Consider the following 24,939-nt stretch of genomic DNA (forward strand, 5'->3'; position numbering starts at 1 on the left):
GAACGCGCTGCCGCTTGCGCAAAAAAGAAGCCCCGCACGATGTGCGGGGCTTTTTTCATGGCTGCTCGGCGCGCCGCCCGCGCCCGCCGTCGCTGCTGAACCAGCGATCAAAGCGCCGCGTGTAGTTCAGGTCGACGCCCTGGAACGTGCCGCCGTACGCGGATACCGACCAGAAACGCGTCAGGTTGATCGTCGCCTTGAACGCGTTGGCCGCCGATTGCAGCCCTTGCTCGAAGCCGAGCACGAAGCGCTCGTTGATCGCCTTCGACACCAGCACGACCTGCGGATCGGTCAGGCCGACTTCACTGCGGCCGACCGAAACCTCGTCGAGACCGAAGGTCTGCGCGACGCGCTTGCCGGTCACGCTGCCGAGCAGCCCGAGCGCCGCCGTCATCGCACCCTGCTGGCCGACGTTGTTGCCCTGGTCCGTGCCGTGCCCGAACAGCAGCCACGACAGCTTTTCGTTGTCCGTGACGTTCGGCTCCGACACGAGCTTGACCGTCAGCGACTGGATCGTGCCCGTCACCTGCACGCCGGCCTCGACTTCCTGGTTGCGCCGCATCGCGAGGATGTTGACGCCCGGGTTCGACACGGGGCCGTTGAACGTGAAGAAGCCATTCTCGATCGCGAGCTTGCGGCCGAACGACGTGTACGTCGATCCTTCGGTCACGCGCACGTTGCCGACCGCGCGCAGCGGCACGCCCGGCGCGCTCATCACGGTGATCGTGCCGCGCAATCCGAGATCCGCGCCATGGCCCTTGAAGCGGAAGTTGTTGCCGAGGCCGATGTCGACATTCGCGCGCGGCGCGAGCGACGGCGCCGGCTTGTCCTCGACCGGCTTCGGCTTCGCGACCGCGGAACCGGTCGGCGTCTCGCCGCGCACCGTGCCGCCCGGCTGCATGATCACCACATCGTCCGACAGGTGCGGCGCCGATTCCTCGGGCAGGTCGAACAATGCGCGGTCGACGACGAACTTGCCGTCGATCGACAGCGCGCCGCGCGGCCCGTCGTTCGCGACCGTCGCCTTGCCCGACAGCGACAGCTTGCGGTCCGGCGCCGCGAACAGCTCGAGCTTGTCCGCGACGATGCTCGCGGTCAGGTCGGGCGCCTCGCCGTCGAGGCGCACGCGGCCGAGCATGCGCAGCGTACCGTCGCCGCCGTGGAATTCGACCTGCTGGAATTCGACGAGGTTTTCCGACAGCTTCACGCGCACGATGCCGTCCTTCAGCTGCACGCCCTGGTCGATGAGCGTCGCGGACAGGTCGTCACCCGTCAGCGTCCCCGACAGGTTCGGCTTCGCCGGCGTGCCCGCGACGGTCAGCTTCAGCGCCGCGCGGCCGCCGAGCAGGTAGCTCGGCCCGAACAGGTTGCCGGTCGTCTTCAGCGCCGGGATGTCGGCGTCGATGCGGCCCGACAGCGGGCCGTCGTTGACCACGCCGAACATGCCGTCGTGCAGCGCGAACGGCACGGTGACGTTCGCGTCGAGCGTGCCGATCCGGTTCGCCTTCGCGAGCGCCGTCACGTTGAGCCGGTTGCCGGGCGTGAAGCTCGCGCGCGCGGACAGGTCGGTCAGCCCCAGCGAGGCGATGCCGCGCCCGCTCTCGATCGTCACGTCGCCGCCGCGGCGCTTCACCTGCACGTAGCCCGTCGCGTTCGCGCCGAGCGAGAAATCCCAGTCGGCATCGAGCACGACGTCGGTGCGCACCGGCGGCCGCTGGCCCGTCAGCGCCTGGCGGACCTCGAGGAAACGCGCGACCGACGCACCGGTCACCGAGCCCGCCGAGCGCATCTGGCCGTGATCGAACACGAACGACTTCAGGTCGATCGCCGCGCCTTCGAGCGTGAGCCGCGTTGCGCCGAGCGTCACGCGGCCGGCGCCGGCCGACACGGTCAGCGGCGACTGCAGCGCGATGGCCGGCGTGCCGCGGTTCGCAAGACGCGTGACGGTGCCGTCCCAGCGCATCCCGTCGCGGTTCTCGACCACGCCGCCATTCGCCGCGAGCGTCACGTCGATCACGCGACCATCGGCAATCCCGAGCGCCGATGCGTCGAGCGTGTGCTTCGCGCGCGTGCCGTCGAGGTTCGCGCGCAGCGATTTCAGCTTCAGCGAGCCGAGCGCGAGGTCGGACGCGTCGGCCGTGAACACGAGCGCGCCGTGCGCGCCGTCGCGGATGTCCGCCCGGCCCTGTGCGGCACCGATCCGGTTCGAGCCGACGACGACGTGCTCGGCCTTGTAGGTGGCCGTCACGTTCGGATGCGCGAAGCTGCCGGTCAGGTCGCCCTGCGCCTGCACGAGCCCTTCCACGCCGAAGCCGAGCCGGTCGAGCTGCGGCGCGTCGACGACGAAGCGCAGCCGGTCGCCGGGCGCGCCGAAGCTGCCGCGCAGGTCGACGTGGTTGCCCGCGATCGACAGGTTTGCGTTGCTCGGCAAGATGCGCGAGCCGGCCAGCTGCACGACGCCGGCGCCGGTCAGCGGCACGCCGTCGTACAGGCTGTCGCCGAGCTTGAAGGTCGCCTTCGTCGATACCTGCGGCGCGAATGCGCCGGACGCCGTGAGCGTGCCCGACACGCGCGTCTCGCCGCGCTGGGCCGGCGCCTTCGCCGCCTTGGCGGGCGCCTTGCCGCCACCTGCCTTCGGCGCGCTCATCGCGGCGAGCAGCAGCGGATCGAATGCGGTCAGCGTCGCCTTCGCGTCGTAGCTCGAATGCGCATCGTGGCGGAACACACCGGTCAGGTCGACCCGGCCCTTGCCCGCCGTCACGCGCGCGTCGGTCAGCACGGTTTGCTGCGGCGTCAACGCGACCTTCGCGCGTGCGCCGAGCGCGAGCTTCGGGTCGTTCAGGTTGAAGTCGACGGTCGTGACATCGCCCGCGAGCGTCACGCCGAGCGGGCCGGCGAGGCGCATCGGCCGCAGCTCGGCGACGAATGCGTTCAGGTCGAGATTCGCGACCTTCAGGTCGAAACGGCCCTTGCCGCCCGTCAGCGTGCCGTTGCCCGTCACGCTGCCGTCGCGGATCAGCTTCAGTGCGAGATCGTCGATCCGCTGCGCGTGCGCGTCGAGATGCACGTTCGCGTGCGCGTCGATCAGCGGCAGCAGGTGGTCGCCGAGCGTGCCGGGCTTCGCGTTGACGATCGACACCGGGCCCGTCACCGCGAAACCCTTCGCGGGCTCCGCCCCGGCCGGCGCGGTCACCGGCGCGAGTTCCGCGCGCACCGCGAGATCGGCGGCCGGCGCGCCGGGCGCGAGCGCCTGCGGGTTCACGTGATCGAACGCGAGCGATGCGCGCGTGAGCGGCACCGCGCCGAACGGTGCGGCCTCGACGTGCGCGCGCCCGTTCAGCTTCATCCCGCTTGCGTCGACTTCGGCGACGAGCGCCTCGAGCGAGCCCGACACGCGCGCACGCGCATCGACCGGCTCGTCGGACAGCTTGCCGGCATACGTGGCGTCACCCGTCAGCGCGAACGGCTTCACGCCGTCGAGCTTTGCGCGCGCGGTTAGCGCGCCGTACGGCGTATCGATGCCGTCGAGCACGAGTTCATGGTGACGGCCGTCGCTGCGGCCGTTCAGCGCGATATGGTCGAGCTGCGTCGTCGAGCCGCCGTCGTGGATCGCGAGGTGATCGACGCGCAGGTCGTCGATCCGCAACTGCAGCGGCAGGCTCAGGTCCTGCGGCGTCGTACTCGGCGTCGACGGCCCCGGCGCGATCCGCACGTCGATCGTGCCGGCGCGAAGGTACGCGATGGACAGCCGCCACGGCGCGCGGGTCAGGGCCCAGCGGCCGTCGAGCCGGTCGATGCGGACCTCGGTGCCCGAACCGTCGGGGCTGGTCCACGCGAAGTCGCGCAACCGCACGCCGGTCGCGAGCGAGCCACCGTCGAGCGTGCCCGCGAGCCGCGTGCCGAGCACGTGACCGGCCAATTGCCACGCAAGCCGCGTGCCGCGTTCGGTCGTCATCGCGCCCACCACGAGCCCCACCGCCAGCACGACGAGCAGCACGACCGTCGCGAGCGTCCATGCCACGACGCGCACCGCCCGGCCGCGGCGCGGCGCGCGCGGCGGCGTGTCGGGCGCGCCGTCGGGCGAGTCCGGATCGTGAGGCGGCGGCGTGTCGTTCGGGTCCTTCGTCATGCGGTTCGTCGTCGGTGAAGCGGTACGGTCAGAAAGCGATGCCGAGCGTCAGGTACGGGCGCACGCTATGGTTGCGCAACCCGTACGCGACGTCGACGTTGATCGGGCCGACGGGGCTGCGCCAGCGCGCGCCGATGCCGACACCCGGATAGAACACGCGCTCGCCCCACGCATCGGTGGCGGTGCCGATGTCGAAGAACGTCGCCGCGCCCCAGTCGCGGTTGAACCAGTGCTGGTATTCGGCCGTGCCCGTCATCAGGTACTTGGTCGGCAGCACGGAACCGTCGACGCTGTTACCGATGCTCTGGTAGCCGTAGCCGCGCACCGAGTTCGAACCGCCCGCGCGGAACAGCAGCGACGCCGGCACACCGGTCGAGCTGCCGCTCGTGAACACGCCGCCGAGTTCCGCGCGGAACACGAACAGGTCGCGCTTGCCGATCGGCAGGTACTGCTGGCCGCGCGCGTAGCCGCGAATGAAGGACTGGTCGGTCAGCACGCCCTTGACCGCGAAGCCGGCCTCCGCGTGGATCAGGTTGCCCGAGCGCGGAAACAGCGGATCGTCGACGTTGCGGCGCGTCCACGCCCATTGCGGCACGAGCGCGCGGCTCGTGGTCGGCCCCGCGCCGTTCTGGTCGAGCCGGTCCTGGTAGAACATCAGTGAATACGAATAGTCGATGAACTGGCCGGTGCGCGTGCGCTGCGCGCCGACCCGCGCGCTGTAGATGCGCGTGTCCGACACGTTGGTGTTCGTGTACGACGCGAGCACGCTGTTGGTCCAGCCCTTCTCGCCCGGCGGCATCGACAGCTGGACCTGCCCGTATTGCTGGATCTGGTCGAGCCGGCCCGACACGGTCAGCGGCCACGCGGCGCCGAACGTGTCGAGATACGTATAGGAGCCCTGCACGTGCGGCCCGGTATCGGTGGCAAAGCCGACGCCGCCGCGGATGTTGTTGTACGGAAACTCGCTGACCTTCACATGCACGGGCGTGCGCTCGGGCTTCGCCGTATCGTCGCCGACGTCGATCGCGACGCTCGCGTAATACGGCGTGTTCTGCAACTGACGCTGCAGTTCGGTGATCCGCTGCACGTCGTAGATCTCGCCTTCCGACAGCGGGTTGACGTTCGTGACGATCCTTTCCGGATAGCGCCGCACGCCGTCGACGTCGACCTTGCCGATCGTGAACGTCGGGCCGCTGTCGAACGTGACCGCGAGCATCGCGCGCTGCGTGCGCGGGTCGATGCGCGCTTCGGACGACGCGATCTTCCCGCCGAGATAGCGGCGCGACTGCAGTTGCCTGAGCGCCGCGCCCTTCGCGCCGTCCCAGTCGGACTGCGTGAACGGATCGCCCGGCTTCAGCGAGAACGCGAAACGGGTCGCGGCTTCCTGCTTCGGATCCTCGGTGTCGATGGGCCCCTTGAACGTCAGGTCGACGCTCGACACGATCGTCTGCTTGCCGGGATCGACCGCGATGCGCACGTCGCGCTTGCCGTCGCGCGTGCGCACGTCGGTGCGCACGACCGGCGAGAAATAGCCGGCCGTCGCGGTGAGGTCGCGCACCTGCTGCGGCGTGGCGGTCACGAGGAAGTCGAACTGGTCGTCGCTGATGTCGTCGCGCTTCGCGAAGCGCGCGATATCGAGATGCGTCTTCAGGAGCTTGCGGATCGAACGCGGCGCGTCGATGTCGACGTCGTACTTCGCGTGGGCCGGCAGCGCGAAGCACGCGGCCAGGCAACCCGCGAGGGCCGCCCGCGCGGCGCGGGCCGCGACGCCGGCGCGATTGCGCTCCCCGCGCGGGAACGCGTCATGTGCCGTATGTGCTTGCTGGTTCGACTGCCCCGCCAAATATGACCTCGCCGTCTCGGAGTGTTACGGTTTCGTGGAAAACCCTGTATTTGACCACAGGGCGCCGACGTCGCCGCCAAACGATTGTGAAAGAGTGCCAAGGCACCGCAAGGGCCGTCGCACGAAGTCCACTGGTACCGGCCAGCGGATTCGACGCGCGATTGACGCCGGCCGTTCCCGCGATGCGGTAAAATCCCGCCATCGTGAATCCGGCGCATCGTGCGCCGCCCGAAACGGAAAACCCAGCCATGCCGTACCAGTCCGATGTCACGCAGTTCCTGAACCAGCTCAAGCAGCAGAAGCCGACGCTCGAGGACGAGCAGCGCAAGGGCCGCTCCCTGCTGTGGGACAAGCAGCCGATCGACCTCGAAGAGCGTGCCGAGCAGCAGGAATCGCGCGTGAAGCAAACGCCGTACGTCTACTACCAGAACTTCTGACGACGTGAGCGCCGCCGACGAGGCCAGCGCCGCCCGCCAGGACGACGCGATCGCCGCGCCCGCGGGCGCCGATTCGACGCCCGACACGGTCGACGGTGTCGCGGCATTCGCTCGCCTGTACGGCGAGCCGCTCTTCAAGCTGCCGCAGGATCTCTACATCCCGCCCGATGCGCTCGAGGTCTTCCTCGAGACCTTCGAAGGCCCGCTCGACCTGCTGCTCTACCTGATCCGCAAGCAGAACTTCAACGTGCTCGACATCCCGATGGCGCAGGTCACCGCGCAATACCTGGGCTACGTCGATCAGATCCGCACGTCGAACCTGGAGCTGGCGGCCGAGTACCTGCTGATGGCCGCGATGCTGATCGAGATCAAGTCGCGGATGCTGCTGCCGGTCAAGAAGGCCGACACCGGCGAGGAAGCCGAGGATCCGCGCGCCGAACTCGTGCGCCGCCTGCTCGAATACGAGCAGATGAAGCTCGCCGCGCAGCGGCTCGACCAGTTGCCGCAGCTCGGCCGCGACTTCCTGCGCGCCGAGGTCTACATCGAGCAGAGCGTCACGCCGCGCTTCCCCGACGTGAATTCGGACGACCTGCGCGCCGCGTGGGCCGACGTGCTCAAGCGCGCGAAGCTCGTCCAGCACCACAAGATCTCGCGCGAGGAGCTGTCGGTGCGCGAGCACATGAGCCTGATCCTGCGCCGCCTGCAGAACGCACGCTTCATGGAGTTCGCCGAGCTGTTCGACACGTCGCGCGGCGTACCGGTCGTCGTCGTGAATTTCATCGCGATGCTCGAACTCGCGCGCGAATCGCTCCTCGAAATCACGCAGGCCGAGCCGTTCGCGCCGATCTACGTGCGTCTCGCGTACCTGCCCGCGTAACCCCCGCGCCCGCCTCTCCCGTTCTCCCGGTTCATCCCCGCACGCTCGCTGCTACGCCGCAGTCCGGCTCGGCCGCGCGAGCGGTTGCCGGCACGCCCGATTAAAAAGTGAACGATCGTTCTTTTTTCGATGCGTTTGGCGGCCAAATCCTCTACAATCCGCCGACGCCCGATGCGCCGCCCGCGCGCCGGCGTTCTCCGCTTCGACCCCGACGCCGCTGCTGCGGCGCCAACGCGCGCCAGCGCGAGGAACCCGCTACCCGATCATGAAAGTCATCAGCTCGATCCATGAACTGCGCGACCAGCTGCGCGGCCAGAACCGCACGGCGTTCGTGCCGACGATGGGCAACCTGCACGAAGGGCACCTGTCGCTGATGCGCCTCGCGCGCCAGCACGGCGACCCGGTCGTGGCGAGCATCTTCGTCAACCGGCTGCAATTCGGCCCGAACGAGGATTTCGACAAGTATCCGCGCACGCTGCAGGACGATATCGAGAAGCTGCAGAAGGAAAACGTCTACGTGCTGTTCGCGCCGACCGAGCGCGACATGTACCCGGAACCGCAGGAATATCGCGTGCTGCCGCCGGACGATCTCGGCGGGATCCTCGAAGGGGAATTCCGGCCCGGCTTCTTCACCGGCGTGTGCACGGTCGTGGCGAAGCTGATGGCCTGCGTGCAGCCGCGCGTCGCCGTGTTCGGCAAGAAGGACTACCAGCAGTTGATGATCGTGCGCCGCATGTGCCAGCAGCTCGCGCTGCCGGTCGACATCATCGCCGCCGAAACCGTGCGCGACGAGGACGGCCTCGCGCTGTCGTCGCGCAATCGCTACCTGTCGGCCGACGAGCGCAGCGAAGCGCCCGAACTCGCGAAGACGCTGCAGCGCATCCGCGAAAGCGTGCTCGGCGGCGAGCGCGACCTCGGCAAGCTCGAGGACCTGGCCCGCACGCATCTGGCCGGCCGCGGCTGGGCGCCCGACTACATCTCGATCCGCCGCCGCGCGAACCTGATCGCGCCGGACGCGGCCCAGCTCGAGGCCGGCGAACCGCTCGTCGTCGTCGCCGCCGCGAAGCTCGGCGCGACGCGCCTCATCGACAACCTGGAAATCTGACGGGCCGCCCCGCCCGCGCCTCTCACGCATCACGGAGACACCATGCAGCGCCACATGCTCAAATCGAAGATCCACCGTGCGGCCGTCACGCACTGCGAGCTGCACTACGAAGGCTCGTGCGCGATCGATGAAGACCTGCTCGACGCATCGGGCATCATCGAGAACGAACGGATCGACATCTGGAACATCAACAACGGCGAGCGCTTCTCGACGTACGCGATCAAGGGTGAGCGCGGCAGCGGGATGATCTCGCTGAACGGCTCGGCCGCGCGTCGCGCGCAACTCGGCGACCTCGTGATCATCGCGGCCTTCGCGATGGTCGACGAAGCCGAGCTGCAGGCCGGCTGGAAGCCGAAGCTCGTGTTCATGGACGACGGCAACAAGATCAAGGGCCACCGCGATCACGTGCCGACGCAGAACTGGACCTGAGCTGACCACCTGCCCGCGTGCCGTGGCGCGCGGGCGCGGCGGTGCCGCTTGTGACCAAAGGGCCGGATGCCGTACTCGACGGCATCCGGCCCTTTCTCATTTCATCGTGCGCCGCCCCGGCGGCCGCGCGATCAGGACGCCTTGGCGGCCTTCTCCGGCTTCTCTGCCTTCGGCGCCCGGCGTTCGGCCCATTCGACGATCGGCCGCCACTGTTCGAGATCCTTCTCGACGCGGCTCTTCGCGACGTCCCACAGCGTCAGGCCGTGCGCGGCGATCTGCACGTAGTTCTGCGTGTCGCGCACGTAGCCGAGCACCGGCAGGCCGAGCCCTTCGACGAAGCGATGAAGCTGGTCGGACGAGCGCGTGCGCGCATCGACCCGCATCCCGACGATCCCGACCTCGACGCTGCCCTTGCGCACGGCCTTCTCGCCGGCGAGGCGCTCCAGAAACTGCTGCGTGGCCAGGATATCGAACATCGACGGCTGCAGCGGCACGATCACCTTGTCGGCCAGTTGCAGCGCGACGTTGAGCCGGTTGCCGTGCAGGCCGGCCGGCGTATCGATCACCGCATATTCGAGGCCGCGCGGCGGCTTCGTCGGCGCGTCCGGGTCGAGTTCCCATGCCTCGATCGGCGGCAATCCGGCCGGCCGCAGGTCGAGCCACGCATGCGCGGACTGCTGCCGGTCCAGGTCGGCGAGCGCGACCCACGCGCCCTGCGCCGCGAAATAGCCGGCAAGATTGGTGGACAGCGTGCTCTTCCCCACGCCGCCCTTCGGATTCGCCACCACGATCACCGTCATGAATTCCCCCGAAAAAGCCGCGCGGCGCCCGCCGCCTGGCAGGCGCCGCTCGATTGCGGATACAGGGAGCGATGATATCGGCAAACGGGGTGTCACCGGAACGGGTTGCGCCGCCCCGGGCAGGATTACTTACCCGTTACCCACGCTGAACCGCGGCCTCCCGTGCGCCGAGCGCGAACGCGCCGCCGCCCAGCAGCGCCTGTACGGCGAGCGTGACGGCCCAGAACGCCGGATATTCCCAGCCGCCGTGCGGTGACGCGAAGCTCCAGCCGTTCGGCAGATGTGTAGCGGTTGCGCCGAGCATGAACGGCAGCAGCACGAGTGCGGCGACGCGCACACGGAAACCCGCGAGCAGCGCCAGGCCGCCGGCCAGTTCGACGAACGTCGTCAGGTACGCGAGCCAGCCCGGCAGGCCGATCGACGCAAAGAACTGCGCGGTGCCGGGCAGCGTGAAGACGAATACCTTCTGCGCGACGTGCGCGAGGTACAGCACACCGAGCGCGACGCGCAGCAGGGTCGCGGCGAAATCGTTGAGGCGATTGGGGTTCATGGCGAATTCCTTCGTGAGTGGTGTGAATGGACTGCACTCTATTCGAATCAATTCGACCGATAAACACGCTAATTCGCTTTAATTGATTCCCATGTGGAGTTAATCGGGACATAAAAAGGGGTATGACCGATCATGCCCCGCAACCCTGCTTCAGTAACCGCTCTTGCCTTGCGTGGCGTCGCCGGAACCGGACTGGCTGCCGCCCGGTGCGGACGAATCGCACGCGTGCGCCACCGCCGACGCGCCCAGCAGCGCCGCGAGCAGCGCGCTCCACCACCATCGAGCCTTCATCGTCGCACTCCTCCAGGCGGACCTCCGCCCTTCTGTGTTGTACGCGATCCGGCGGAAAAAGCGAGTACGGGCCGGCCTCGCGTCAACGAAACTCGGCGTACAGCGCGTCGAGGTCGAGATGGTTCGCGAACGTGTCGGCCAGCCGTTCGAGCGATGCCTCGCGCAGCGCCGGATAGTCGATGCGCTCCGCGCCGTCGAGCCCGGCCCACGCGAGCAGCGCCGTGCAGGCGTCGGGCGAGTCGAACAGCCCGTGCACGTAGGTCGCGAGGATCTGGCCGTCGTCGGACACCGCGCCGTCGGGACGCGTGCCGTCCCGCGCGGCGTCGGCGGCCAGCGCCAGCGCGGGCGACGCGAGCGCGGGCCCGTGCGTATCGCCCATGTGGATCTCGTAGCCGCGCACCGCGGCTGCGCCCGGCAGCGCGAGATGTCCCGTCACGTTCTTCAGTGTCTTGTCGGGCTGCAGCGTCGTGTCGAAATCGAGCAGCCCGAGCCCCGGCACGCTGCCCGGCACGCCTTCGAGGCCGAGCGGATCGTCGAGCGTGCGGCCGAGCATCTGCATCCCGCCGCAGATGCCGATCACCTTGCCGCCGTAGCGCAGGTGGCGACGGATCAGCGCGTCCCAGCCCGCGTCGCGCAGCCACGCGAGATCGCGCTGCACGCTCTTCGAACCGGGCAGGATCAACAGGTCGGCGTCCGGTACGGGGCCGCTCTTCCAGTACGTGAATTCGACCTGAGGATGCGCGCGGAGCGGATCGAAATCGGTATGGTTGCTGATCCGCGGCAGCGCCGGCACGACGACGCGCAGCACGCCGGCGCCGCCCCGTGCGGCGGCGCTGCGCGCCTGGGCGGGCAGCATGTCCTCGGCGTCGAGCAGCAGCCCGTGCAGGTACGGCAGCACGCCGAACACGGGCTTGCCCGTCTGCGCGCGCAGCCAGTCGAGCCCCGGTTCGAGCAGCTTGAAATCGCCGCGGAAGCGGTTGATCACGAAGCCGCGCACGCGCGCACGCTCGCTGTCCGACAGGCACGCAAGCGTGCCGACCAGATGCGCGAACACGCCGCCGCGGTCGATGTCGGCGACCAGCACGACCGGGCAGTCGACACGTTCGGCGAAACCCATGTTCGCGATGTCGCCGTCGCGCAGGTTGATCTCGGCGGGGCTGCCCGCGCCTTCGACGATCACCGTGTCGTAGCCGGCGCGCAGGCGCGCGTACGACTCGAGCACCGCGTCGAACGCGACCGGCTTGTAGTCGTGATACGCACGCGCATTGAGGTTCGTGCGTGCCTTGCCATGAATGATCACCTGGGCGCCGCGATCGCTCGTCGGCTTCAGCAGCACGGGGTTGAAATCCGTATGCGGCGCGACACCCGCGGCCAGCGCCTGTAGCGCCTGCGCGCGGCCGATCTCGCCACCGTCGGCCGTCACCGCGCTGTTGAGCGCCATGTTCTGCGGCTTGAAGGGCGCCACGCGCGCGCCGGCGCGGCGTGCGAGCCGGCACAGGCCGGCAACCAGCGTGCTCTTGCCCGCGTCGGACGTCGTGCCCTGGATCATCAGCGTGCCGCGCGGCCGCGGCTCGGGTGCATTCATCGTGTAAAGGTCGTCGCGAAGCAAAGGCCGCATTATCCCCCGCGCCGCCCTGCCCGCGCCGTTACAATCACGCGATGATTCCGCACGACCTCACCTTCGTCCTCGGCGGCGCGCGCTCGGGCAAGAGCGCGCATGCCGAGCGGCTCGCCGCCGACAGCGGCCTCCCCGTCACCTACATCGCGACCGCGATCGCCGCCGATGCCGAGTTCGCGGAGCGCATCGCGCACCATCGCGCGCGCCGGCCGGCCGACTGGGGTTTCGCCGACGCGCCCGTCGATCTCGCCGGCACGCTCGCACGGCTCGACGATCCGCGCGCGTGCCTGCTCGTCGACTGCCTGACGCTGTGGCTCACGAACCTGCTGTGTCCCGCCGAAGGTGAACCGCTCGACGATGCGCAGTACGCGGCGCAGGTCGAGCGGCTCGAGCACGCGTTGCGCGGCGCGCGCGCGAAGGTGATCGTCGTCAGTAACGAAATCGGGCTCGGCGTCGTGCCGCTCGGATCGGTCACGCGCCGCTACGTCGACGAACTCGGGCGCCTGAACCAGCGCGTCGCCGCGCTCGCGACACGCGTGACGCTACTCGTCGCCGGGCTGCCGCTCGACCTCAAGACGGGAGCGCCGTCATGCTGATGCTGTCGCTGCCCGTCGTCGCGATGTTCGCGGTCGCGGCCGCGATCGTCGACCGCGCGATCGGCGAACCGGCCGGCTGGCACCCGCTCGTCGCGTTCGGCCGCCTCGCCGCGCGCATCGAAGGCGCGCTGAATACGGGCCGGCGCGGCCGCGTGGTCGGCGTCGCCGCGTGGGCCGCGGCGGTCGTGCCGCCGGTCGCCATCGCCGCATGGCTCACGACCGTGCTGCCGTGGCCGCTCGCGGCCGCGCTGCATATCGCGCTGCTGTGGTTCGCGCTCGGCGCGAAAAGCCTCGCCGACCACGTCGCGCCGATCGCTGCCGCGTTGCTGCGGCATGACCTCGGCGCCGCCCGCATGCTGGCCGCGCGCATCGTGTCGCGCGACACGAGCGACGCGGACGAAGGCGCGCTGTCGCGCGCGGCCGTCGAATCCGCGCTCGAGAACGGCAACGACGCGATCTTCGGCGCGCTGTTCTGGTTCGTCGTCGCAGGCGGCCCCGGCGCGCTGCTGTTCCGGCTCGCGAACACGCTCGACGCGATGTGGGGCTACCGCACGCCGCGCTTCCTGACCTTCGGCTGGGCCGCCGCGCGCCTCGACGACGCGCTGAACTGGATTCCCGCTCGCCTCACGGCCGCGAGCTACGCACTGCTCGGCGACACGGCCGCCGCATGGCGCTGCTGGCGCACGCAGGCGCGCCACTGGGACAGCCCGAACGCGGGACCGGTGATGGCTGCCGGCGCCGGCAGCCTGAACGTGCAGCTCGGCGGCCCGGCCGTCTATCACGGCGAGATCGAAGACCGTCCCGCGCTCGGCACCGGCGCCACGGCGACCGCCGCCCACATCGTCGCCGCGCTGTCGCTCGTCACGCGCACGCTCGCCCTGTGGCTCGCGCTGCTGGTCGCGAGCGGCGCACTCGCCATGGCCACCCATCATGTCTGACACCCGCATCGCACACGGCGGCAACCTGCACGAAGCCGCGCGCCGCCATGGCATTCCGTACGACGCGTGGCTCGACCTGTCGACCGGCATCAATCCGGTCGGCTATCCGGTGCCGCCCGTCCCGGCCGACGCGTGGCGCCGGCTGCCCGACGACGGCGACGGCCTCGCGGCCTGCGCCGCGCAGTACTACCACGCGCCCGATCCCGCCCACGTGCTGCCGGTTGCCGGCAGCCAGGCCGCGATCCGCGCATTGCCCGCGTTGCTGCCGGCCGGCGACGCCGGCGTCGCGGCGCTCGCGTACGGCGAATACGCGCCCGCCTTCGCGCGCCACGGCCATCGCGTCGTCGCGCTCGACATCGACACGGATACGCTGCCTGCGACGTTGCGTCACGTCATCGTCGGGAATCCGAACAATCCGACCGCCGAGTTCGTGCCGGCCGAGCGCCTGCTCGATTGGCACGCGCAACTGGCCGCGCGCGGCGGCACGCTGATCGTCGACGAGGCATTCGCCGATACGGGCGCGACGCGCTCGCTCGCGCCGCACGTCGATCGTCCCGGGCTCATCGTGCTGCGTTCGGTCGGCAAGTTCTTCGGGCTCGCCGGCATCCGCGCAGGCTTCGTGCTCGCCTGTCCTGACCGGATCATCGCGCTGCGCGACCTGCTCGGCGCATGGACGGTCAGCGGCCCCGCCCGCCACGCGGTCGCCGCGGCGTTCGCCGACCGCGCATGGCAGGCCGCCGCACGCGAACGGCTCGCGGCCGACGGCGAGCGGCTGGCCGCGTTGCTGCGCGCGCATGGCTTCGCGGTTCGGGCGACGCCGCTCTTCAGCTGGACCGACGACCCGCGCGCCGCGGCACTGCATGCGGCACTCGCGACACGCGGGGTCTGGACGCGGCACTTCCCGTCCCCGTCGAGCGTACGCGTCGGCTTGCCGGGCAGCGAAACGGAATGGCAGCGCCTCGGCGACGCGCTCGCGCACTGCGTGCCGACGCTGCAACGGGAATCCGCATGAATTCACGCATGTTTCAGCGGCTCGCGCCAATCGCGCTATTGGCTGCATTCGCTTACGCGCCACGCGTCCACGCCGATGTCACGACACGCGACGACGCCGGCAATGCCGTCACGCTGCCGGCGCCCGCGCAACGCGTGATCAGTCTCGCGCCGCATGCGACCGAACTCGTCTACGCGGCCGGCGGCGGCGCGAAGCTCGTCGGCACCGTCACGTACAGCGACTTTCCGCCCGCCGCGCAAGCGATACCGCGCGTCGGCGACAACAAGGCGCTCGATCTCGAGCGGATCGCCGCGCTGAAGCCCGACCTGATCGTCGTCTGGCGACACGGCAATGCCGAGCGGCAGACCGACGCGCTGCGCGCGCTGCACATCCCGCTGTTCTTCAGCGAACCGAAGCATCTCGACGACGTAGCGTCGTCGCTGCGCCGGCTCGGCACGCTGCTCGGTACGCAACCGGCTGCCGATGCGGCCGCGGCCGCCTATACGCGCGACATCGCGGCACTGCGCACGCGTTACTCGGCACGAGCGCCCGTCACGATGTTCTTCCAGGTCTGGGATCGGCCGCTGATGACGCTCAATGGTGCGCACCTGATCAACGACGTGGTCGAGCTGTGCGGCGGCCGCAACGTGTTCGCGTCGCTCAAGCCGCTCGTGCCGACCGTCACCGACGAGGCCGTGCTCGCGGCGAATCCGGAGGCGATCGTGACGACCAGCACGGGTACGACGCGCTCCGACGAACCGCTGCCGAGCCTGGCGCGCTGGCGCACGTGGCCCGCACTGACGGCCGTGGCACGCAACAACCTGTTCGCGATCGACGGCGATCTGCTGACACGGCCGTCGCCGCGGATCGCGCAGGGCGCGGCCGCGCTGTGCGAGGATCTCGATGCCGCGCGTGCGCGGCGGGCGGCACGCTGATTTCCGGTGACTTGCGCGTTCATCGCGTGCCAGATGCCTGAGACGAATTGACCGCGCGCTGCGTCGTTCACACGCAGTGGCCAGCGTGGCTATTCGTCCCAGTGCATCACGTCCCACGTTCGCGCGGCAGCATCCGTGCGCAGCCAGACGACACCCCCTGTCGGTACGGGTCGCGACAGCAATGTGTCGAGCGGCACGCGCAATACATGCGATGCAAACGCACGGATCACGCCCGCATGCGTGACGACCCACTGCGGCCGGTCGAACTGCGCCACCGCGTCGGCGCGTCGCGCGACCCGCGCGGCAAACCGTGCAACGCTTTCGCCGCCATGCGCGCACGCATGCATCAGGTCGGCCGCCCACGCATCGAGCGCCGCGCGATCGATATCGTCCCAGCGCCGCATTTCCCACGCGCCGAAATCCATTTCCTGCCAGTCCGCGTCGCGCCGCAGCGGCACGTCGCATGCCTGCGCGAGCCGTTCGGCAACCGACGCGCAGCGCATCAGCGGGCTCGTCCAGACCTGTTCGGGAAGCGGCGCGCCGATAGCAGACAGATGCGTACGCACCGCCGTCGCCCCGGCCTCGGCCGGCGTGGCGAGCGGCACGTCGCTGCGTCCGTAGCAGATGCCCGGCTCGATGCCGACGGCCGGATGACGGATCAGGACGACGTCCATCCGAGCACCACGAGATAGATCGCCAGTTCGCACAGTTGCTGCGTGAAGCCGAGACAGTCGCCCGTATAGCCGCCGATCCGCTTCACGAAATAGCGGGCGGCCCACGCGCGCACGAGCACGAGCGCGACGCATGCGGCGACACCCATGCGCCAGTCCGGCCAGAACAGCCAGGGCAATCCGAACAGCGCCGCGACGCATGCCGCGCGTGCACCCATCCGTTGCGCGACCGGCTTCGCCTTGCCTTCGGGCCGCACGTAGTCGAGCGTCATCAGCAGGCTCACCGCCGCCGCGCGGCTCGCCGCGTGCGCGGCGATCATCGTCCACGCGGCACGCAACGGCAGCATGGCCGCAAGCGCCTGCCATTTCACGCCGAGCGAGATCACGAGCGCGACCGCGCCGAACGTGCCGATCCGCGAATCGTGCATGATGCGCAGCACGTCGTCGCGCGTGTAGCCGCCGCCGAACGCATCGCAGCTGTCGGCCAGGCCGTCCTCGTGAAACGCACCCGTGGCGAGCAGCGTTGCGGCCATCGACAACCCGACCGCGATCGACGGCGGCAGCGCGCGCAACGCTGCGAGATACACGAGCGCGCCCCACGCGCCCACGCATGCGCCGACGAGCGGGAAATAGCGCGCGGCCTGGTCGAGATCGCCGGCCGCGTAGCCGATCGCGCGCGGCACGGGCACGCGCGTGAAATAGCCGAGCGCGACGAAGAAGTAGCGCAGTTCGGCCCGCACGCCGCGCGCGCGATCAGGCGTCACGATTGTCGACGCCGGCGGACTCGAAGCTCGCCATCTCCGTGAGGAAGGCGGCCGCCGCCCGCACGAGCGGCAGTGCGAGCGCCGCGCCCGTGCCTTCGCCGAGCCGCAGGTCCAGTGCGAGCAGCGGCTTCGCGCCGAAATGCTCGAGCATGCGCCGGTGCCCGGCCTCGTGCGACGTATGCGAGAACACGCAGTAGTCGCGCACGCCGGGTGCGATGCGCTCGGCGACGAGCAGCGCGGCCGTCGCGATGAAGCCGTCGACGAGGATCGTCATCCGCGCGCTCGCGGCCGCGAGATACGCGCCCGTCATCATCGCGATCTCGAAGCCGCCGAACGTTGCGAGCACATCGAGCGGCGCGATCGCGTGCGAGTGCTTGACGAGCGCACGGCCGAGCACCGCGCGCTTGTGCGCGAGGCCCTGGTCGTCGAGGCCCGTGCCGCGCCCGACGCACGCGTCGATCGGCACGCCGAGCAGGCGGCTCATCAGGCACGCGGCCGACGACGTGTTCGCGATCCCCATCTCGCCGAAGCCGATCACGTTCGTGCCGAGCGACGCATGCAGGCGCACGCGCGCCGCGCCGGCCGCGAGCGCCGTCATCGCCTCGTCGCGCGTCATCGCCGGCTCTGCCGCGAAGTTGCGCGTCCCGCGCGCGACCGGCAGCGACACGAGCCGGTCGGACAGCGGCAGCGGCGACGCAACCCCCGCATCGACGATCTCGAGCGTGCTTTGCGCCACGCCCGAGAACGCGTTGATCGCCGCGCCGCCGGCGAGGAAGTTCGCGACCATCTGCGCGGTCACCGCTTGCGGATAAGGACTCACGCCCTCGGCGGCAATCCCGTGATCGCCGGCAAATACGATCATCACGGGGCGCTGCACGACCGGCCGCTCGGTGTGCTGGATCAGGCCGATCTGCAGCGCGATCGCCTCGAGCTGGCCGAGGCTGCCGGGCGGCTTGGTCTTGTGGTCGATCACGTGCTGCAGGCGCTTGCGCAGCACCTCGTCGAGCGGCGCGATCGCAGGCGGGAAGGAGGTCGGGGTCGTCATCGAAAAGCCGTGTCGTTGGCGCGGTGTGCGCCGCGCATCGGAAAAGAAAAGGTCATTGTCGCTCGGGCCACGCCGGCAGCAGCGCATCGCGGCCGTTCTCGCGGATCAGCACGAGCGGATAACCGAACGCGTCGCTCGCGCGCTCGGGCGTCAGCACGTCCTGTACGGGGCCGGCCCACGCGTGGCCGCGGCCGTCGAGCAACAGCGCATGTGTCGCGAAACGCCGCGCGAGATTCAGATCATGGCACGAGAACAGCACCGTGCGCGGGCCCGCGTCGAGCCATGCGGCCAGCGCGGTCAGGCAATCGATCTGGTGATGCAGGTCGAGATGCGCGAGCGGCTCGTCGAGCAGCATCGACGGCGCATCCTGGCACAACGTCGCGGCCAGCGCGACGCGCTGCCGCTCGCCCCCCGACAGCGACAGCACGTCACGCGACGCGAGCGCCGTGAGATCGAACGTCGCCAGCGCGTCGCGCGCAGCCGCGTGGTCGCCATCGCGCTCCCAGCCCCAGCCGCCGAGATACGGAAAGCGGTTGAGCAGCACCGTGTCGAACACGGTCGCGCTGAATGCGTCGTGCAGTTGCTGCGGCATCAGCGCGCGGCGCTGCGCGAGCTGCTCGGGTCGCCATGCGACGAGCGGCCGGCCGTCGATCTCGACGTGTCCGCCGGCCGGCAGCTGCAGCCCCGCGAGGGTCGCGAGCAGCGTCGTCTTGCCCGCGCCGTTCGGTCCGGCGACGCACCAGATCTCGCCGGGACGAAACACCTGGGTGAAGCCGTCGAGCAGCGTACGCGCGCCGGCCTTCAGCGTCAGGCCGACGGCCGCGTAGTGCATGTCGCCGGCCGTGGCGTGCAGTGCGGCTCCCGTCATCGCATCGGTCTCCTCAACAACATCCACAGGAACACCGGCACGCCGATCAGCGCGGTCATCACGCCGACCGGCAGTTGCGCAGGCGCGATCACGGTGCGGGCGAGCAGGTCGGCCGCCATCACGCCGCCGCCGCCCGCGAGCATCGCGGCGGGCAGCAGCATGCGCTGGTCGTTGCCGAAGGCGAGCCGCAGCGCATGCGGCACGACGAGGCCGACGAAGCCGATCGTGCCGGCCGTCGTCACGGCAGCCGCGGCGGCCAGCGACGCGACGAGATAGATCCGCACGCGCAGGCGCGCAACGGGCACGCCGAGCGCGAGCGCGGTCGCGTCGCCGCGCAGCAGCACGTTCAGTTGCGGCGCGGCCGGCAGCGCGACGCAGGCGGCCAGCAACAGCGCCCCCCATGCGAACCACGGCGCGGTCACGCCGTTCAGGTCGCCGGTCAGCCAGAAGATGATCCCGCGCAGCCGGGCATCGGGCGCGAGCGACAGCAGCAGCGTGACGAGCGCGCCCCACCCGGCCGCGATCACGACGCCCGTGAGCAGCAAACGCGGCGACGCGTCGCGCGAATCGCCGCGCCCCAGCTCGCGGCGCGCGAGACCGAGCACGAGTGCGACCGACACGAGCGAGCCGGCGAACGCCGACGCATCGACGAGCCACCACGCGCCGCCCGCGATCATCGCGACGAGCGCGAAGCCGGCCGCGCCACCCGACACGCCGAGCACGTACGGCTCCGCGAGCGGATTGCGCAACAGCACCTGCAGCAGTGCACCGGCCAGCGCGAGCAGCGCGCCGCATGCGAAGCCGGCGAGCGCGCGCGGCAGGCGCAGCGTGCGGACGATATCGGCGAACAGCGCGTCGCCGCCATGCGGCACGAGCGACGCGAGCGCCTGCCATGGCGACATCGGCACGCTGCCGATCGACAGCGATGCGACGAACAGCAGCGCGACCGCCGCGGCCAGCGCGGCCCAGATCGCGCTGGCGCGCGCGGCGCTCATGCCGCGCACGGCGCCGCACACGACGTGCGGCGCATCCGCTGGCGGCAGCGGGCCGGTCGTGACGTGAGCGCCGCGCGGACGATTGGGGTCAGCATCGAAGAAGATTCCGTGAAGCATTGCGCGCCCCGCTTCCCCGCAGGCCGCGCGTCACGAAGCCCGTGCGGGCTCCCCGTCTCGGCCGGTATCCGGGCTGGCGGCGGTCCGGCTCGCCTTCCCGCGCGATGACGCGCAGTGGCCCGCGTCCGCATGCAGGAGCTGCACGCGAAACGCGCCCGAGCCGGCCTGCGTCACGAGACGCGGCCGCTTACCGTTGCGGGGGCAGCGCAGGTTGGCGGGCTTGCGGCGCCCGCGCCCTGCTTCCCGTTTAACCGCGCGTTCCACGCGCGAGCACCGAGGCGGCGCCAGTTTAGGAGCGGGTCGCGCGAGCGTCAAGGAAGCGTCCGGACACACACGGGACGCGCTGATTCGAGGCAAGAAGCAGGGGTGTTACGACTGGAAACGTTACAGATGTCGGATTGCGCGTTATTCCGCGCTAAAATGCTGGGTCTTTAGAGGACGCAGCAAATGCTCAACGAACTCGAAACCTTATCTCAAAATATTGGCCGTCTGATTTCGCTGAACAAGCGCTATCACTCGGAACGGCTCGCGCTCGAGGAGCAGGTCGCGCAATTGCGCGCGGATGCGGACGCTGTCCGCGCGGAACTCGCGCAACTGCGCGATGAACGCAATGCACTTGCGGCCGAGCGTGACACGCTGTCGGCAAAGATCGACGACGCCCAGGTGAAACTGAACGCGATTCTCGAAAAGCTGCCGCGCTCGAAAAATGCGGAGCAAGCCGACAACCAGCTCGACCTGCTGGATGCGCAGGCGCGTACGGATGGCGATGACGCGGCCAGCCATGGAGAACATGCATGAGCACCAAGCAGATCGAAGTCTCGATTCTCGGTCAGGCCTATCGGCTCGCCTGCTCGGCCGAGACCGAAGCGGCGCTGCTCGAAGCGGTCGCGCGCGTCGACGCCGAAATGTCGAAAATCCGCTCGAACAGCTCGGTACGCGGCACCGATCGCATCGCCGTGATGGCGGCGCTGTCGCTCGCATCCGAATTGCTGCGGCTGCAAACGAGCGTGCGGCACGGTGAAGCATTTCCCGCGGAGGAAATCCGTCGTACAATGCACCAGATGAACGAACAGCTCGGCGCGGTGCTCGCACAGCACGAGACGCAGTAACGTTTCAATCGATGCGTCGATTCCCCTTGATCTCGGCGATCAACGGTGGTCAAATTGGCGCATCGAATCACAGTTCAGTCAGCTTCCCTGCCTGGTTCGCCAAGGTCATATATTCCTTGAACCAATGCCATGTGCACGGTTGCGGAAATTTGTAGCACGGGCGCGCGCGTCACTCTGTCTGATGTACCCGAAGTGCTGCTAACTGCGACCAATTCTGAACCTCAGGTTCAGGATGCCGGCCTAGCGGCCAAGGCGGGGGCCTATCCAACGGCATCGGGCGAAGCCCGGTGCCGTTTTCTTTTGTAGCAGCCTCTTTCTGCGTCGATCACGATCCATGCAATACTGGCTGATGAAGTCCGAACCGGACGAAGCAAGCATCGACGATCTCGCCAACGCACCGCAGCGCTCGCTGCCGTGGACCGGCGTGCGCAATTATCAGGCGCGCAATTTCATGCGCGACACGATGAAGATCGGCGACGGCGTGCTGTTCTATCACTCGAGCTGCCCCGAGCCGGGCATCGCGGGCCTCGCCGAAGTATCGTCGACGCCCTACCCCGACCCCACGCAGTTCGATCCGACAAGCCCCTATTACGACCCGAAGTCGACTCAGGAAGCACCGCGCTGGCTGCTCGTCGACGTGCGCTTCGTGAAAAAATCGCCGCTCGTGCCGCTCGCGGCGCTGCGCGAACACGACGAACTCGCCGACATGCGCGTGCTCGCGCGCGGCAACCGGCTGTCGATTACGCCGGTCACGCGCGCCGAATGGCGCTTCATCACCGAAAAGCTGATGAAGTAGGCGCACGCCAAAGGTCAAATCTGGTCAGGATGCACTGCCGCAAAGGAACTCGCGGCACTTTCGCGCGGCCTAAGCAACCGCTGTCGGCCGATCCGGCCGGCTGTCGTTTTTTTCGTCGCGCGGTACGCCCGCGTCGTGCACGCGCAATCCGCGTGCACGCCCTCGCACCAGGAGTCCAATAATGACCAAGAAATCCGCACTCGCGCTGTCGCTCGCCCTTGCCGCCGCCGTTCCCGCCGCGCTGACGCTCGCGTCGACCGCCGCGCACGCGCAAACCGCGAACCCGCACTTTCCGGAGCCGGCAGGCGTGCTGTCGCTGTCGTCGCAGGCCAGCGCGGACGTGCCGCAGGACATCATCCACATCACGCTGTTCTACGAGCAGCAAGCGAAGGACCCGGGCAGCCTCACCGCGCAATTGAACCAGCGCGCCGATGCGGCGCTGTCGCAGGCGAAGGGCGTATCGGGCGTCACCGCCCACACGGGCGCCTTCTCCGTGTACCCGAGCACCGATCGTGACGGCAAGATCTCCGCATGGCGCGGTCGTACTGAAGTCGCGCTCGAATCGCGCGATTTCGCTGCCGCGTCGAAGCTTGCAGGCCAGTTGTCGAACCTGATGCAGGTCGCGAACGTCGAGTTCTCGCTGTCGCCCGAAGCGCAGCGCGCGGCTGAGCAGAAGCTGACGACCGAAGCGATCAAGTCGTTCCGCGCCCGCGCCGACGAAGCCGCGAAGGCATTCGGTTACGGCAGCTACACGATCCGCGACGTGAACGTCGGCGGCGGCCGCAACGTACAGCCGTACCCGCGCATGATGGCGATGGCCGCGGCGCCGATGGACAGCGCGAAGATGAGCGCACCGATCGCAGTCGAAGGCGGCAAGGCCACCGTGTCGGTCACCGTCAACGGCTCCGTGCAGATGAAGTAACGCGCAGCGCACGGCAGTCCGAAATGAAAAACGCCGGCCCGAGGGCCGGCGTTTTGCGTTGACCTGCAGGGTGCCGATGCACGCGCCGATCGCACGTGCATCGATATCGCATCACGCAGCGGCATGCGCCGCGCGGCGGCGATACGCCCAGACCATCAGCGCGACGCCCGCGAGGATCATCGGCAACGACAGCCACTGCCCCATCGACAGGCCGAGCGCGAGCAGGCCGAGGAAGTCGTCGGGCTCGCGCGCGAACTCGACCGTGAAGCGTGCGAGGCCGTAGCCGATCAGGAACAGCGCGGACACGGCGCCCATCGGCCGCGACTTGCGCGCGAAGAAGAACAGCGCGAAGAACAGCGCGATGCCTTCGAGCGCGATTTCATAGAGCTGCGAAGGATGGCGCGGCAGCATCTGGTATTGCATGAACACGTCGGCAAGATGCCACTTCTCGACGAGCTCCGGATGCTTCGGCAACCATGCCGCATCGTCGCGCATCGCGCCCGGGAACAGCATCGCCCACGGTGCCGAAGGATCGGTCACGCGGCCCCACAGCTCACCGTTGATGAAGTTGCCGAGCCGGCCGGCCGCAAGCCCCGTCGGCACCATCGGCGCGACGAAGTCGGTGACCTGCAGCCAGTGGCGCTTGCGCTGCCACGCGAACAGCATCATCGCGAGCGTCACGCCGAGGAAGCCGCCGTGAAACGACATGCCGCCTTCCCACACCTTGAATACGTCGAGCGGATGCGAGAAGTAGAAATCGGCCTTGTAGAACAGCACATAGCCGAGCCGGCCGCCGAGCACGGTGCCGAGCACGCCGTAGAACATCATGTCGTCGATGTCCTTCGCGGTCCAGCCCTGCGCCGCGACGTGCGGCAGCTTCAGCCGGATCCGGCCGACGACGATCGCCGCGATGAAGCCGACGAGATACATGAGCCCGTACCAGCGCACGGCCAGCGGCCCGAGATGGATCGCAACGGGGTCGAAATTCGGGTGAATGATCATGGGTTAGCGAAGAAGTTTTCGAATGCGGTACGGCCGTCGCAAACGCGCCGCACCGCGCGTTGGACGGCACCGGCGCGTCATCGTTCACGTCACGTGGCGAGGCCCTGCGCACGCACGACGTCGATGAAGCCGGCCAGCACGGGGCTCACGTCACCGGTGCGCCACACGAGGCCGGTCTCGACGACCGGCGCGTGATCGGCAAGCGGCCGGTAGACCACGCCGGTGCGCCGCAGGTTACGCAGCGATTGCGGCACCAGTGCGACGCCCATGCCGGCCGACACGAGGCTGACGATCGTCTGCATCTGGATCGCCTCCTGGCCGATGTGCGGCGTTGCCCCCGCCGCGCCGTAGCAGCCCGTAATGATGTCATAAAAGCCGGGCGCCAGACGACGCGGAAAGATCACGAGCGGCAACGCGGCAACCTCGGCGAGACGAACGGGTACGTCTTCCGGCGCCTCGCTCGCCGCGGCCGGCATCGCCACCACCAGCGGCTCGCGCATGACGGGCAGGTACGACAGCCCGGCCGCGTGGCGCGGCGGCACGGGCGGAATGACGAGCCCCGCGTCGATGCGCCCCGCGACGAGCTCGTCGATCTGCACGTCGCTCGTCGCCTCAGTGAGTTGCAGCCGCACCTGTGGATAGCGCGCGCCGAACGCCCGCAGCAGCGCGGGCAGCAGCCCGTAATCGGCGGTCGACACGAACGCGAGCGACAGCGAGCCGGCCTCGCCGCGCGCGAGCCGTCGCGCCAGCGGCGGCAACGCATCGGCCGCTGCAAGCAGCCGGCGCACGTCCGGGAGCAGCGCCGCCCCGACCGCCGTCAGCGCCACCGAGCGCTTGGTGCGCGCGAACAGCGCGACGCCGAGCGCATCCTCGAGCGCACGGATCGCCTGCGACAGCGGCGGCTGCGTCATCGACAGGCGTTCGGCCGCGCGGCCGAAATGGCGCTCGTCGGCGACGGTCACGAAATAGCGCCACTGGCGCAGGTCGGGAGTCGGATCGGCCATGGCTTTCTCATTCGAAGAACGACTTAATAAGCGACAAATAATATATTGGACATCCCAATCCGGACACTCCATGCTTGATTGATCCGAACCGGCGCGCCGCTCGACGG

Annotated in this window: 25 protein-coding genes, 1 other RNA gene and 1 riboswitch; of the genes, 13 read left to right on the top strand and 13 right to left on the bottom strand. The window is 69.3% G+C overall.

The features are described 5' to 3' along the window. Window positions 1-55 precede the first annotated feature (55 nt). Window positions 56-4,129 (bottom strand): translocation/assembly module TamB domain-containing protein, encoded by a 4,074-nt coding sequence (locus CFB41_RS12970; protein WP_089456751.1) that lies wholly within the window; start codon window positions 4,127-4,129, stop codon window positions 56-58. Between the two features lie 28 nt (window positions 4,130-4,157). Further along, window positions 4,158-5,972 (bottom strand): autotransporter assembly complex family protein, encoded by a 1,815-nt coding sequence (locus tag CFB41_RS12975; protein ID WP_089456752.1) that lies wholly within the window; start codon window positions 5,970-5,972, stop codon window positions 4,158-4,160. A gap of 248 nt (window positions 5,973-6,220) precedes the next feature. Between CFB41_RS12975 and CFB41_RS12980 the strand changes: the two genes are divergently transcribed. The 4 genes from CFB41_RS12980 to panD all read left to right on the top strand — a co-directional run bounded on the left by CFB41_RS12980 (window position 6,221) and on the right by panD (window position 8,820). Beyond that, entirely contained in the window at window positions 6,221-6,409 is a 189-nt protein-coding gene (locus CFB41_RS12980; protein WP_089426099.1) for a DUF3460 family protein, read from the top strand. Window positions 6,410-6,413: 4 nt separating this feature from the next. Then, window positions 6,414-7,286 (top strand): ScpA family protein, encoded by an 873-nt coding sequence (locus CFB41_RS12985; protein WP_021164248.1) that lies wholly within the window; start codon window positions 6,414-6,416, stop codon window positions 7,284-7,286. A gap of 265 nt (window positions 7,287-7,551) precedes the next feature. Then, window positions 7,552-8,391, top strand: coding sequence for a pantoate--beta-alanine ligase (gene panC, locus CFB41_RS12990; protein ID WP_089456753.1), 840 nt, complete (start codon window positions 7,552-7,554; stop codon window positions 8,389-8,391). 42 nt (window positions 8,392-8,433) lie between these two features. After that, the gene (gene panD, locus CFB41_RS12995) at window positions 8,434-8,820 is read left to right on the top strand and encodes an aspartate 1-decarboxylase (protein ID WP_089426100.1); all 387 of its coding nucleotides are present in this window, start codon (window positions 8,434-8,436) and stop codon (window positions 8,818-8,820) included. Between the two features lie 131 nt (window positions 8,821-8,951). Here the strand turns inward: panD and CFB41_RS13000 are convergent, their stop codons facing one another. From CFB41_RS13000 to CFB41_RS13010, 4 genes are all read right to left on the bottom strand, one after another. Continuing rightward, entirely contained in the window at window positions 8,952-9,620 is a 669-nt protein-coding gene (locus tag CFB41_RS13000; RefSeq protein WP_089440800.1) for a ParA family protein, read from the bottom strand. Between the two features lie 136 nt (window positions 9,621-9,756). Then, window positions 9,757-10,170, bottom strand: coding sequence for a DoxX family protein (locus CFB41_RS13005; RefSeq protein WP_089440801.1), 414 nt, complete (start codon window positions 10,168-10,170; stop codon window positions 9,757-9,759). Between the two features lie 150 nt (window positions 10,171-10,320). Beyond that, the gene (locus CFB41_RS38100; protein ID WP_179250032.1) at window positions 10,321-10,461 is read right to left on the bottom strand and encodes a hypothetical protein; all 141 of its coding nucleotides are present in this window, start codon (window positions 10,459-10,461) and stop codon (window positions 10,321-10,323) included. An 82-nt stretch (window positions 10,462-10,543) separates the two neighbouring features. Next, window positions 10,544-12,046 (bottom strand): cobyric acid synthase, encoded by a 1,503-nt coding sequence (locus CFB41_RS13010; protein WP_089456754.1) that lies wholly within the window; start codon window positions 12,044-12,046, stop codon window positions 10,544-10,546. Window positions 12,047-12,120: 74 nt separating this feature from the next. On the opposite strand from CFB41_RS13010, the gene cobU reads away from it, so the two are divergent. From cobU to CFB41_RS13030, 4 genes are read left to right on the top strand one after another with little or no spacing between them, the layout of a single operon-like run. Further along, window positions 12,121-12,675 (top strand): bifunctional adenosylcobinamide kinase/adenosylcobinamide-phosphate guanylyltransferase, encoded by a 555-nt coding sequence (cobU, locus tag CFB41_RS13015; protein WP_089456755.1) that lies wholly within the window; start codon window positions 12,121-12,123, stop codon window positions 12,673-12,675. Beyond that, window positions 12,669-13,613 (top strand): adenosylcobinamide-phosphate synthase CbiB, encoded by a 945-nt coding sequence (gene cbiB / locus CFB41_RS13020; protein WP_089456756.1) that lies wholly within the window; start codon window positions 12,669-12,671, stop codon window positions 13,611-13,613. Before cobU ends, cbiB begins: the two co-directional genes overlap by 7 nt. Continuing rightward, window positions 13,606-14,625 carry a threonine-phosphate decarboxylase CobD gene (gene cobD, locus CFB41_RS13025; RefSeq protein ID WP_089456757.1) on the top strand — a complete coding sequence of 340 codons (1,020 nt, stop codon included), beginning with the start codon at window positions 13,606-13,608 and terminating at the stop codon, window positions 14,623-14,625. The genes cbiB and cobD overlap by 8 nt, the downstream gene beginning before the upstream one ends. Then, window positions 14,622-15,539 carry a cobalamin-binding protein gene (locus CFB41_RS13030; protein ID WP_089456758.1) on the top strand — a complete coding sequence of 306 codons (918 nt, stop codon included), beginning with the start codon at window positions 14,622-14,624 and terminating at the stop codon, window positions 15,537-15,539. The genes cobD and CFB41_RS13030 overlap by 4 nt, the downstream gene beginning before the upstream one ends. 89 nt (window positions 15,540-15,628) lie before the next feature. On the opposite strand, the gene cobC is transcribed toward CFB41_RS13030, so the two are convergent. The 5 genes from cobC to CFB41_RS13055 are packed head-to-tail and all read right to left on the bottom strand — an operon-like array spanning window position 15,629 to window position 19,999. Beyond that, entirely contained in the window at window positions 15,629-16,213 is a 585-nt protein-coding gene (gene cobC / locus CFB41_RS13035; RefSeq protein ID WP_089456759.1) for an alpha-ribazole phosphatase, read from the bottom strand. Continuing rightward, window positions 16,198-16,974, bottom strand: a complete 777-nt coding sequence (locus CFB41_RS13040; protein WP_089456760.1) for an adenosylcobinamide-GDP ribazoletransferase — start codon at window positions 16,972-16,974, stop codon at window positions 16,198-16,200. Before CFB41_RS13040 ends, cobC begins: the two co-directional genes overlap by 16 nt. Beyond that, window positions 16,964-18,019, bottom strand: coding sequence for a nicotinate-nucleotide--dimethylbenzimidazole phosphoribosyltransferase (gene cobT, locus CFB41_RS13045; RefSeq protein ID WP_089456761.1), 1,056 nt, complete (start codon window positions 18,017-18,019; stop codon window positions 16,964-16,966). Before cobT ends, CFB41_RS13040 begins: the two co-directional genes overlap by 11 nt. 52 nt (window positions 18,020-18,071) lie before the next feature. After that, the gene (locus tag CFB41_RS13050; protein ID WP_089456762.1) at window positions 18,072-18,887 is read right to left on the bottom strand and encodes an ABC transporter ATP-binding protein; all 816 of its coding nucleotides are present in this window, start codon (window positions 18,885-18,887) and stop codon (window positions 18,072-18,074) included. Then, the gene (locus CFB41_RS13055; RefSeq protein ID WP_089456763.1) at window positions 18,884-19,999 is read right to left on the bottom strand and encodes an iron ABC transporter permease; all 1,116 of its coding nucleotides are present in this window, start codon (window positions 19,997-19,999) and stop codon (window positions 18,884-18,886) included. Before CFB41_RS13055 ends, CFB41_RS13050 begins: the two co-directional genes overlap by 4 nt. 41 nt (window positions 20,000-20,040) lie before the next feature. After that, window positions 20,041-20,292, bottom strand: a riboswitch (cobalamin riboswitch). Between the two features lie 154 nt (window positions 20,293-20,446). On the opposite strand from CFB41_RS13055, the gene CFB41_RS13060 reads away from it, so the two are divergent. The 5 genes from CFB41_RS13060 to CFB41_RS13080 all read left to right on the top strand — a co-directional run bounded on the left by CFB41_RS13060 (window position 20,447) and on the right by CFB41_RS13080 (window position 22,826). Continuing rightward, window positions 20,447-20,797 carry an ATPase gene (locus CFB41_RS13060; RefSeq protein ID WP_089440812.1) on the top strand — a complete coding sequence of 117 codons (351 nt, stop codon included), beginning with the start codon at window positions 20,447-20,449 and terminating at the stop codon, window positions 20,795-20,797. After that, entirely contained in the window at window positions 20,794-21,108 is a 315-nt protein-coding gene (locus tag CFB41_RS13065; protein ID WP_011352906.1) for a cell division protein ZapA, read from the top strand. Before CFB41_RS13060 ends, CFB41_RS13065 begins: the two co-directional genes overlap by 4 nt. Before the next feature lie 81 nt (window positions 21,109-21,189). Beyond that, window positions 21,190-21,371: non-coding RNA, 6S RNA (gene ssrS, locus CFB41_RS13070), on the top strand. 71 nt (window positions 21,372-21,442) lie between these two features. Then, window positions 21,443-21,904: an EVE domain-containing protein gene (locus tag CFB41_RS13075; RefSeq protein ID WP_089456764.1), complete on the top strand. Its 462-nt coding sequence runs from the start codon at window positions 21,443-21,445 to the stop codon at window positions 21,902-21,904. A gap of 181 nt (window positions 21,905-22,085) precedes the next feature. After that, window positions 22,086-22,826 carry an SIMPL domain-containing protein gene (locus CFB41_RS13080; protein ID WP_089426114.1) on the top strand — a complete coding sequence of 247 codons (741 nt, stop codon included), beginning with the start codon at window positions 22,086-22,088 and terminating at the stop codon, window positions 22,824-22,826. A gap of 111 nt (window positions 22,827-22,937) precedes the next feature. Here the strand turns inward: CFB41_RS13080 and lgt are convergent, their stop codons facing one another. Both lgt and CFB41_RS13090 read right to left on the bottom strand, forming a co-directional pair. After that, window positions 22,938-23,828, bottom strand: a complete 891-nt coding sequence (gene lgt / locus CFB41_RS13085; RefSeq protein ID WP_069248621.1) for a prolipoprotein diacylglyceryl transferase — start codon at window positions 23,826-23,828, stop codon at window positions 22,938-22,940. Window positions 23,829-23,917: 89 nt separating this feature from the next. Next, window positions 23,918-24,832 carry a LysR substrate-binding domain-containing protein gene (locus CFB41_RS13090; protein ID WP_089456765.1) on the bottom strand — a complete coding sequence of 305 codons (915 nt, stop codon included), beginning with the start codon at window positions 24,830-24,832 and terminating at the stop codon, window positions 23,918-23,920. Between the last annotated feature and the right edge of the window lie 107 nt (window positions 24,833-24,939).

It is taken from the genome of Burkholderia sp. AU33803, from assembly GCF_002223095.1.
In the GTDB taxonomy this organism is placed as follows: Bacteria; Pseudomonadota; Gammaproteobacteria; order Burkholderiales; family Burkholderiaceae; genus Burkholderia.

Excerpts from the sequence above, each read along its gene's own strand:
- cbiB (WP_089456756.1), top strand. The coding sequence starts at position 12,669 with ATGCTGATGCTGTCGCTGCCCGTCGTCGCGATGTTCGCGGTCGCGGCC.
- CFB41_RS13005 (WP_089440801.1), bottom strand. The coding sequence starts at position 10,170 with ATGAACCCCAATCGCCTCAACGATTTCGCCGCGACCCTGCTGCGCGTC.
- CFB41_RS13010 (WP_089456754.1), bottom strand. The coding sequence starts at position 12,046 with ATGAATGCACCCGAGCCGCGGCCGCGCGGCACGCTGATGATCCAGGGC.
- CFB41_RS13075 (WP_089456764.1), top strand. The coding sequence starts at position 21,443 with ATGCAATACTGGCTGATGAAGTCCGAACCGGACGAAGCAAGCATCGAC.
- CFB41_RS12980 (WP_089426099.1), top strand. The coding sequence starts at position 6,221 with ATGCCGTACCAGTCCGATGTCACGCAGTTCCTGAACCAGCTCAAGCAG.
- CFB41_RS13055 (WP_089456763.1), bottom strand. The coding sequence starts at position 19,999 with ATGCTTCACGGAATCTTCTTCGATGCTGACCCCAATCGTCCGCGCGGC.
- CFB41_RS13000 (WP_089440800.1), bottom strand. The coding sequence starts at position 9,620 with ATGACGGTGATCGTGGTGGCGAATCCGAAGGGCGGCGTGGGGAAGAGC.
- CFB41_RS13090 (WP_089456765.1), bottom strand. The coding sequence starts at position 24,832 with ATGGCCGATCCGACTCCCGACCTGCGCCAGTGGCGCTATTTCGTGACC.
- CFB41_RS38100 (WP_179250032.1), bottom strand. The coding sequence starts at position 10,461 with ATGAAGGCTCGATGGTGGTGGAGCGCGCTGCTCGCGGCGCTGCTGGGC.
- cobU (WP_089456755.1), top strand. The coding sequence starts at position 12,121 with ATGATTCCGCACGACCTCACCTTCGTCCTCGGCGGCGCGCGCTCGGGC.
- cobD (WP_089456757.1), top strand. The coding sequence starts at position 13,606 with ATGTCTGACACCCGCATCGCACACGGCGGCAACCTGCACGAAGCCGCG.
- panD (WP_089426100.1), top strand. The coding sequence starts at position 8,434 with ATGCAGCGCCACATGCTCAAATCGAAGATCCACCGTGCGGCCGTCACG.
- CFB41_RS12970 (WP_089456751.1), bottom strand. The coding sequence starts at position 4,129 with ATGACGAAGGACCCGAACGACACGCCGCCGCCTCACGATCCGGACTCG.
- CFB41_RS13060 (WP_089440812.1), top strand. The coding sequence starts at position 20,447 with ATGCTCAACGAACTCGAAACCTTATCTCAAAATATTGGCCGTCTGATT.
- cobT (WP_089456761.1), bottom strand. The coding sequence starts at position 18,019 with ATGACGACCCCGACCTCCTTCCCGCCTGCGATCGCGCCGCTCGACGAG.
- CFB41_RS13080 (WP_089426114.1), top strand. The coding sequence starts at position 22,086 with ATGACCAAGAAATCCGCACTCGCGCTGTCGCTCGCCCTTGCCGCCGCC.
- lgt (WP_069248621.1), bottom strand. The coding sequence starts at position 23,828 with ATGATCATTCACCCGAATTTCGACCCCGTTGCGATCCATCTCGGGCCG.
- panC (WP_089456753.1), top strand. The coding sequence starts at position 7,552 with ATGAAAGTCATCAGCTCGATCCATGAACTGCGCGACCAGCTGCGCGGC.
- CFB41_RS13050 (WP_089456762.1), bottom strand. The coding sequence starts at position 18,887 with ATGACGGGAGCCGCACTGCACGCCACGGCCGGCGACATGCACTACGCG.
- CFB41_RS13065 (WP_011352906.1), top strand. The coding sequence starts at position 20,794 with ATGAGCACCAAGCAGATCGAAGTCTCGATTCTCGGTCAGGCCTATCGG.
- CFB41_RS13030 (WP_089456758.1), top strand. The coding sequence starts at position 14,622 with ATGAATTCACGCATGTTTCAGCGGCTCGCGCCAATCGCGCTATTGGCT.
- cobC (WP_089456759.1), bottom strand. The coding sequence starts at position 16,213 with ATGGACGTCGTCCTGATCCGTCATCCGGCCGTCGGCATCGAGCCGGGC.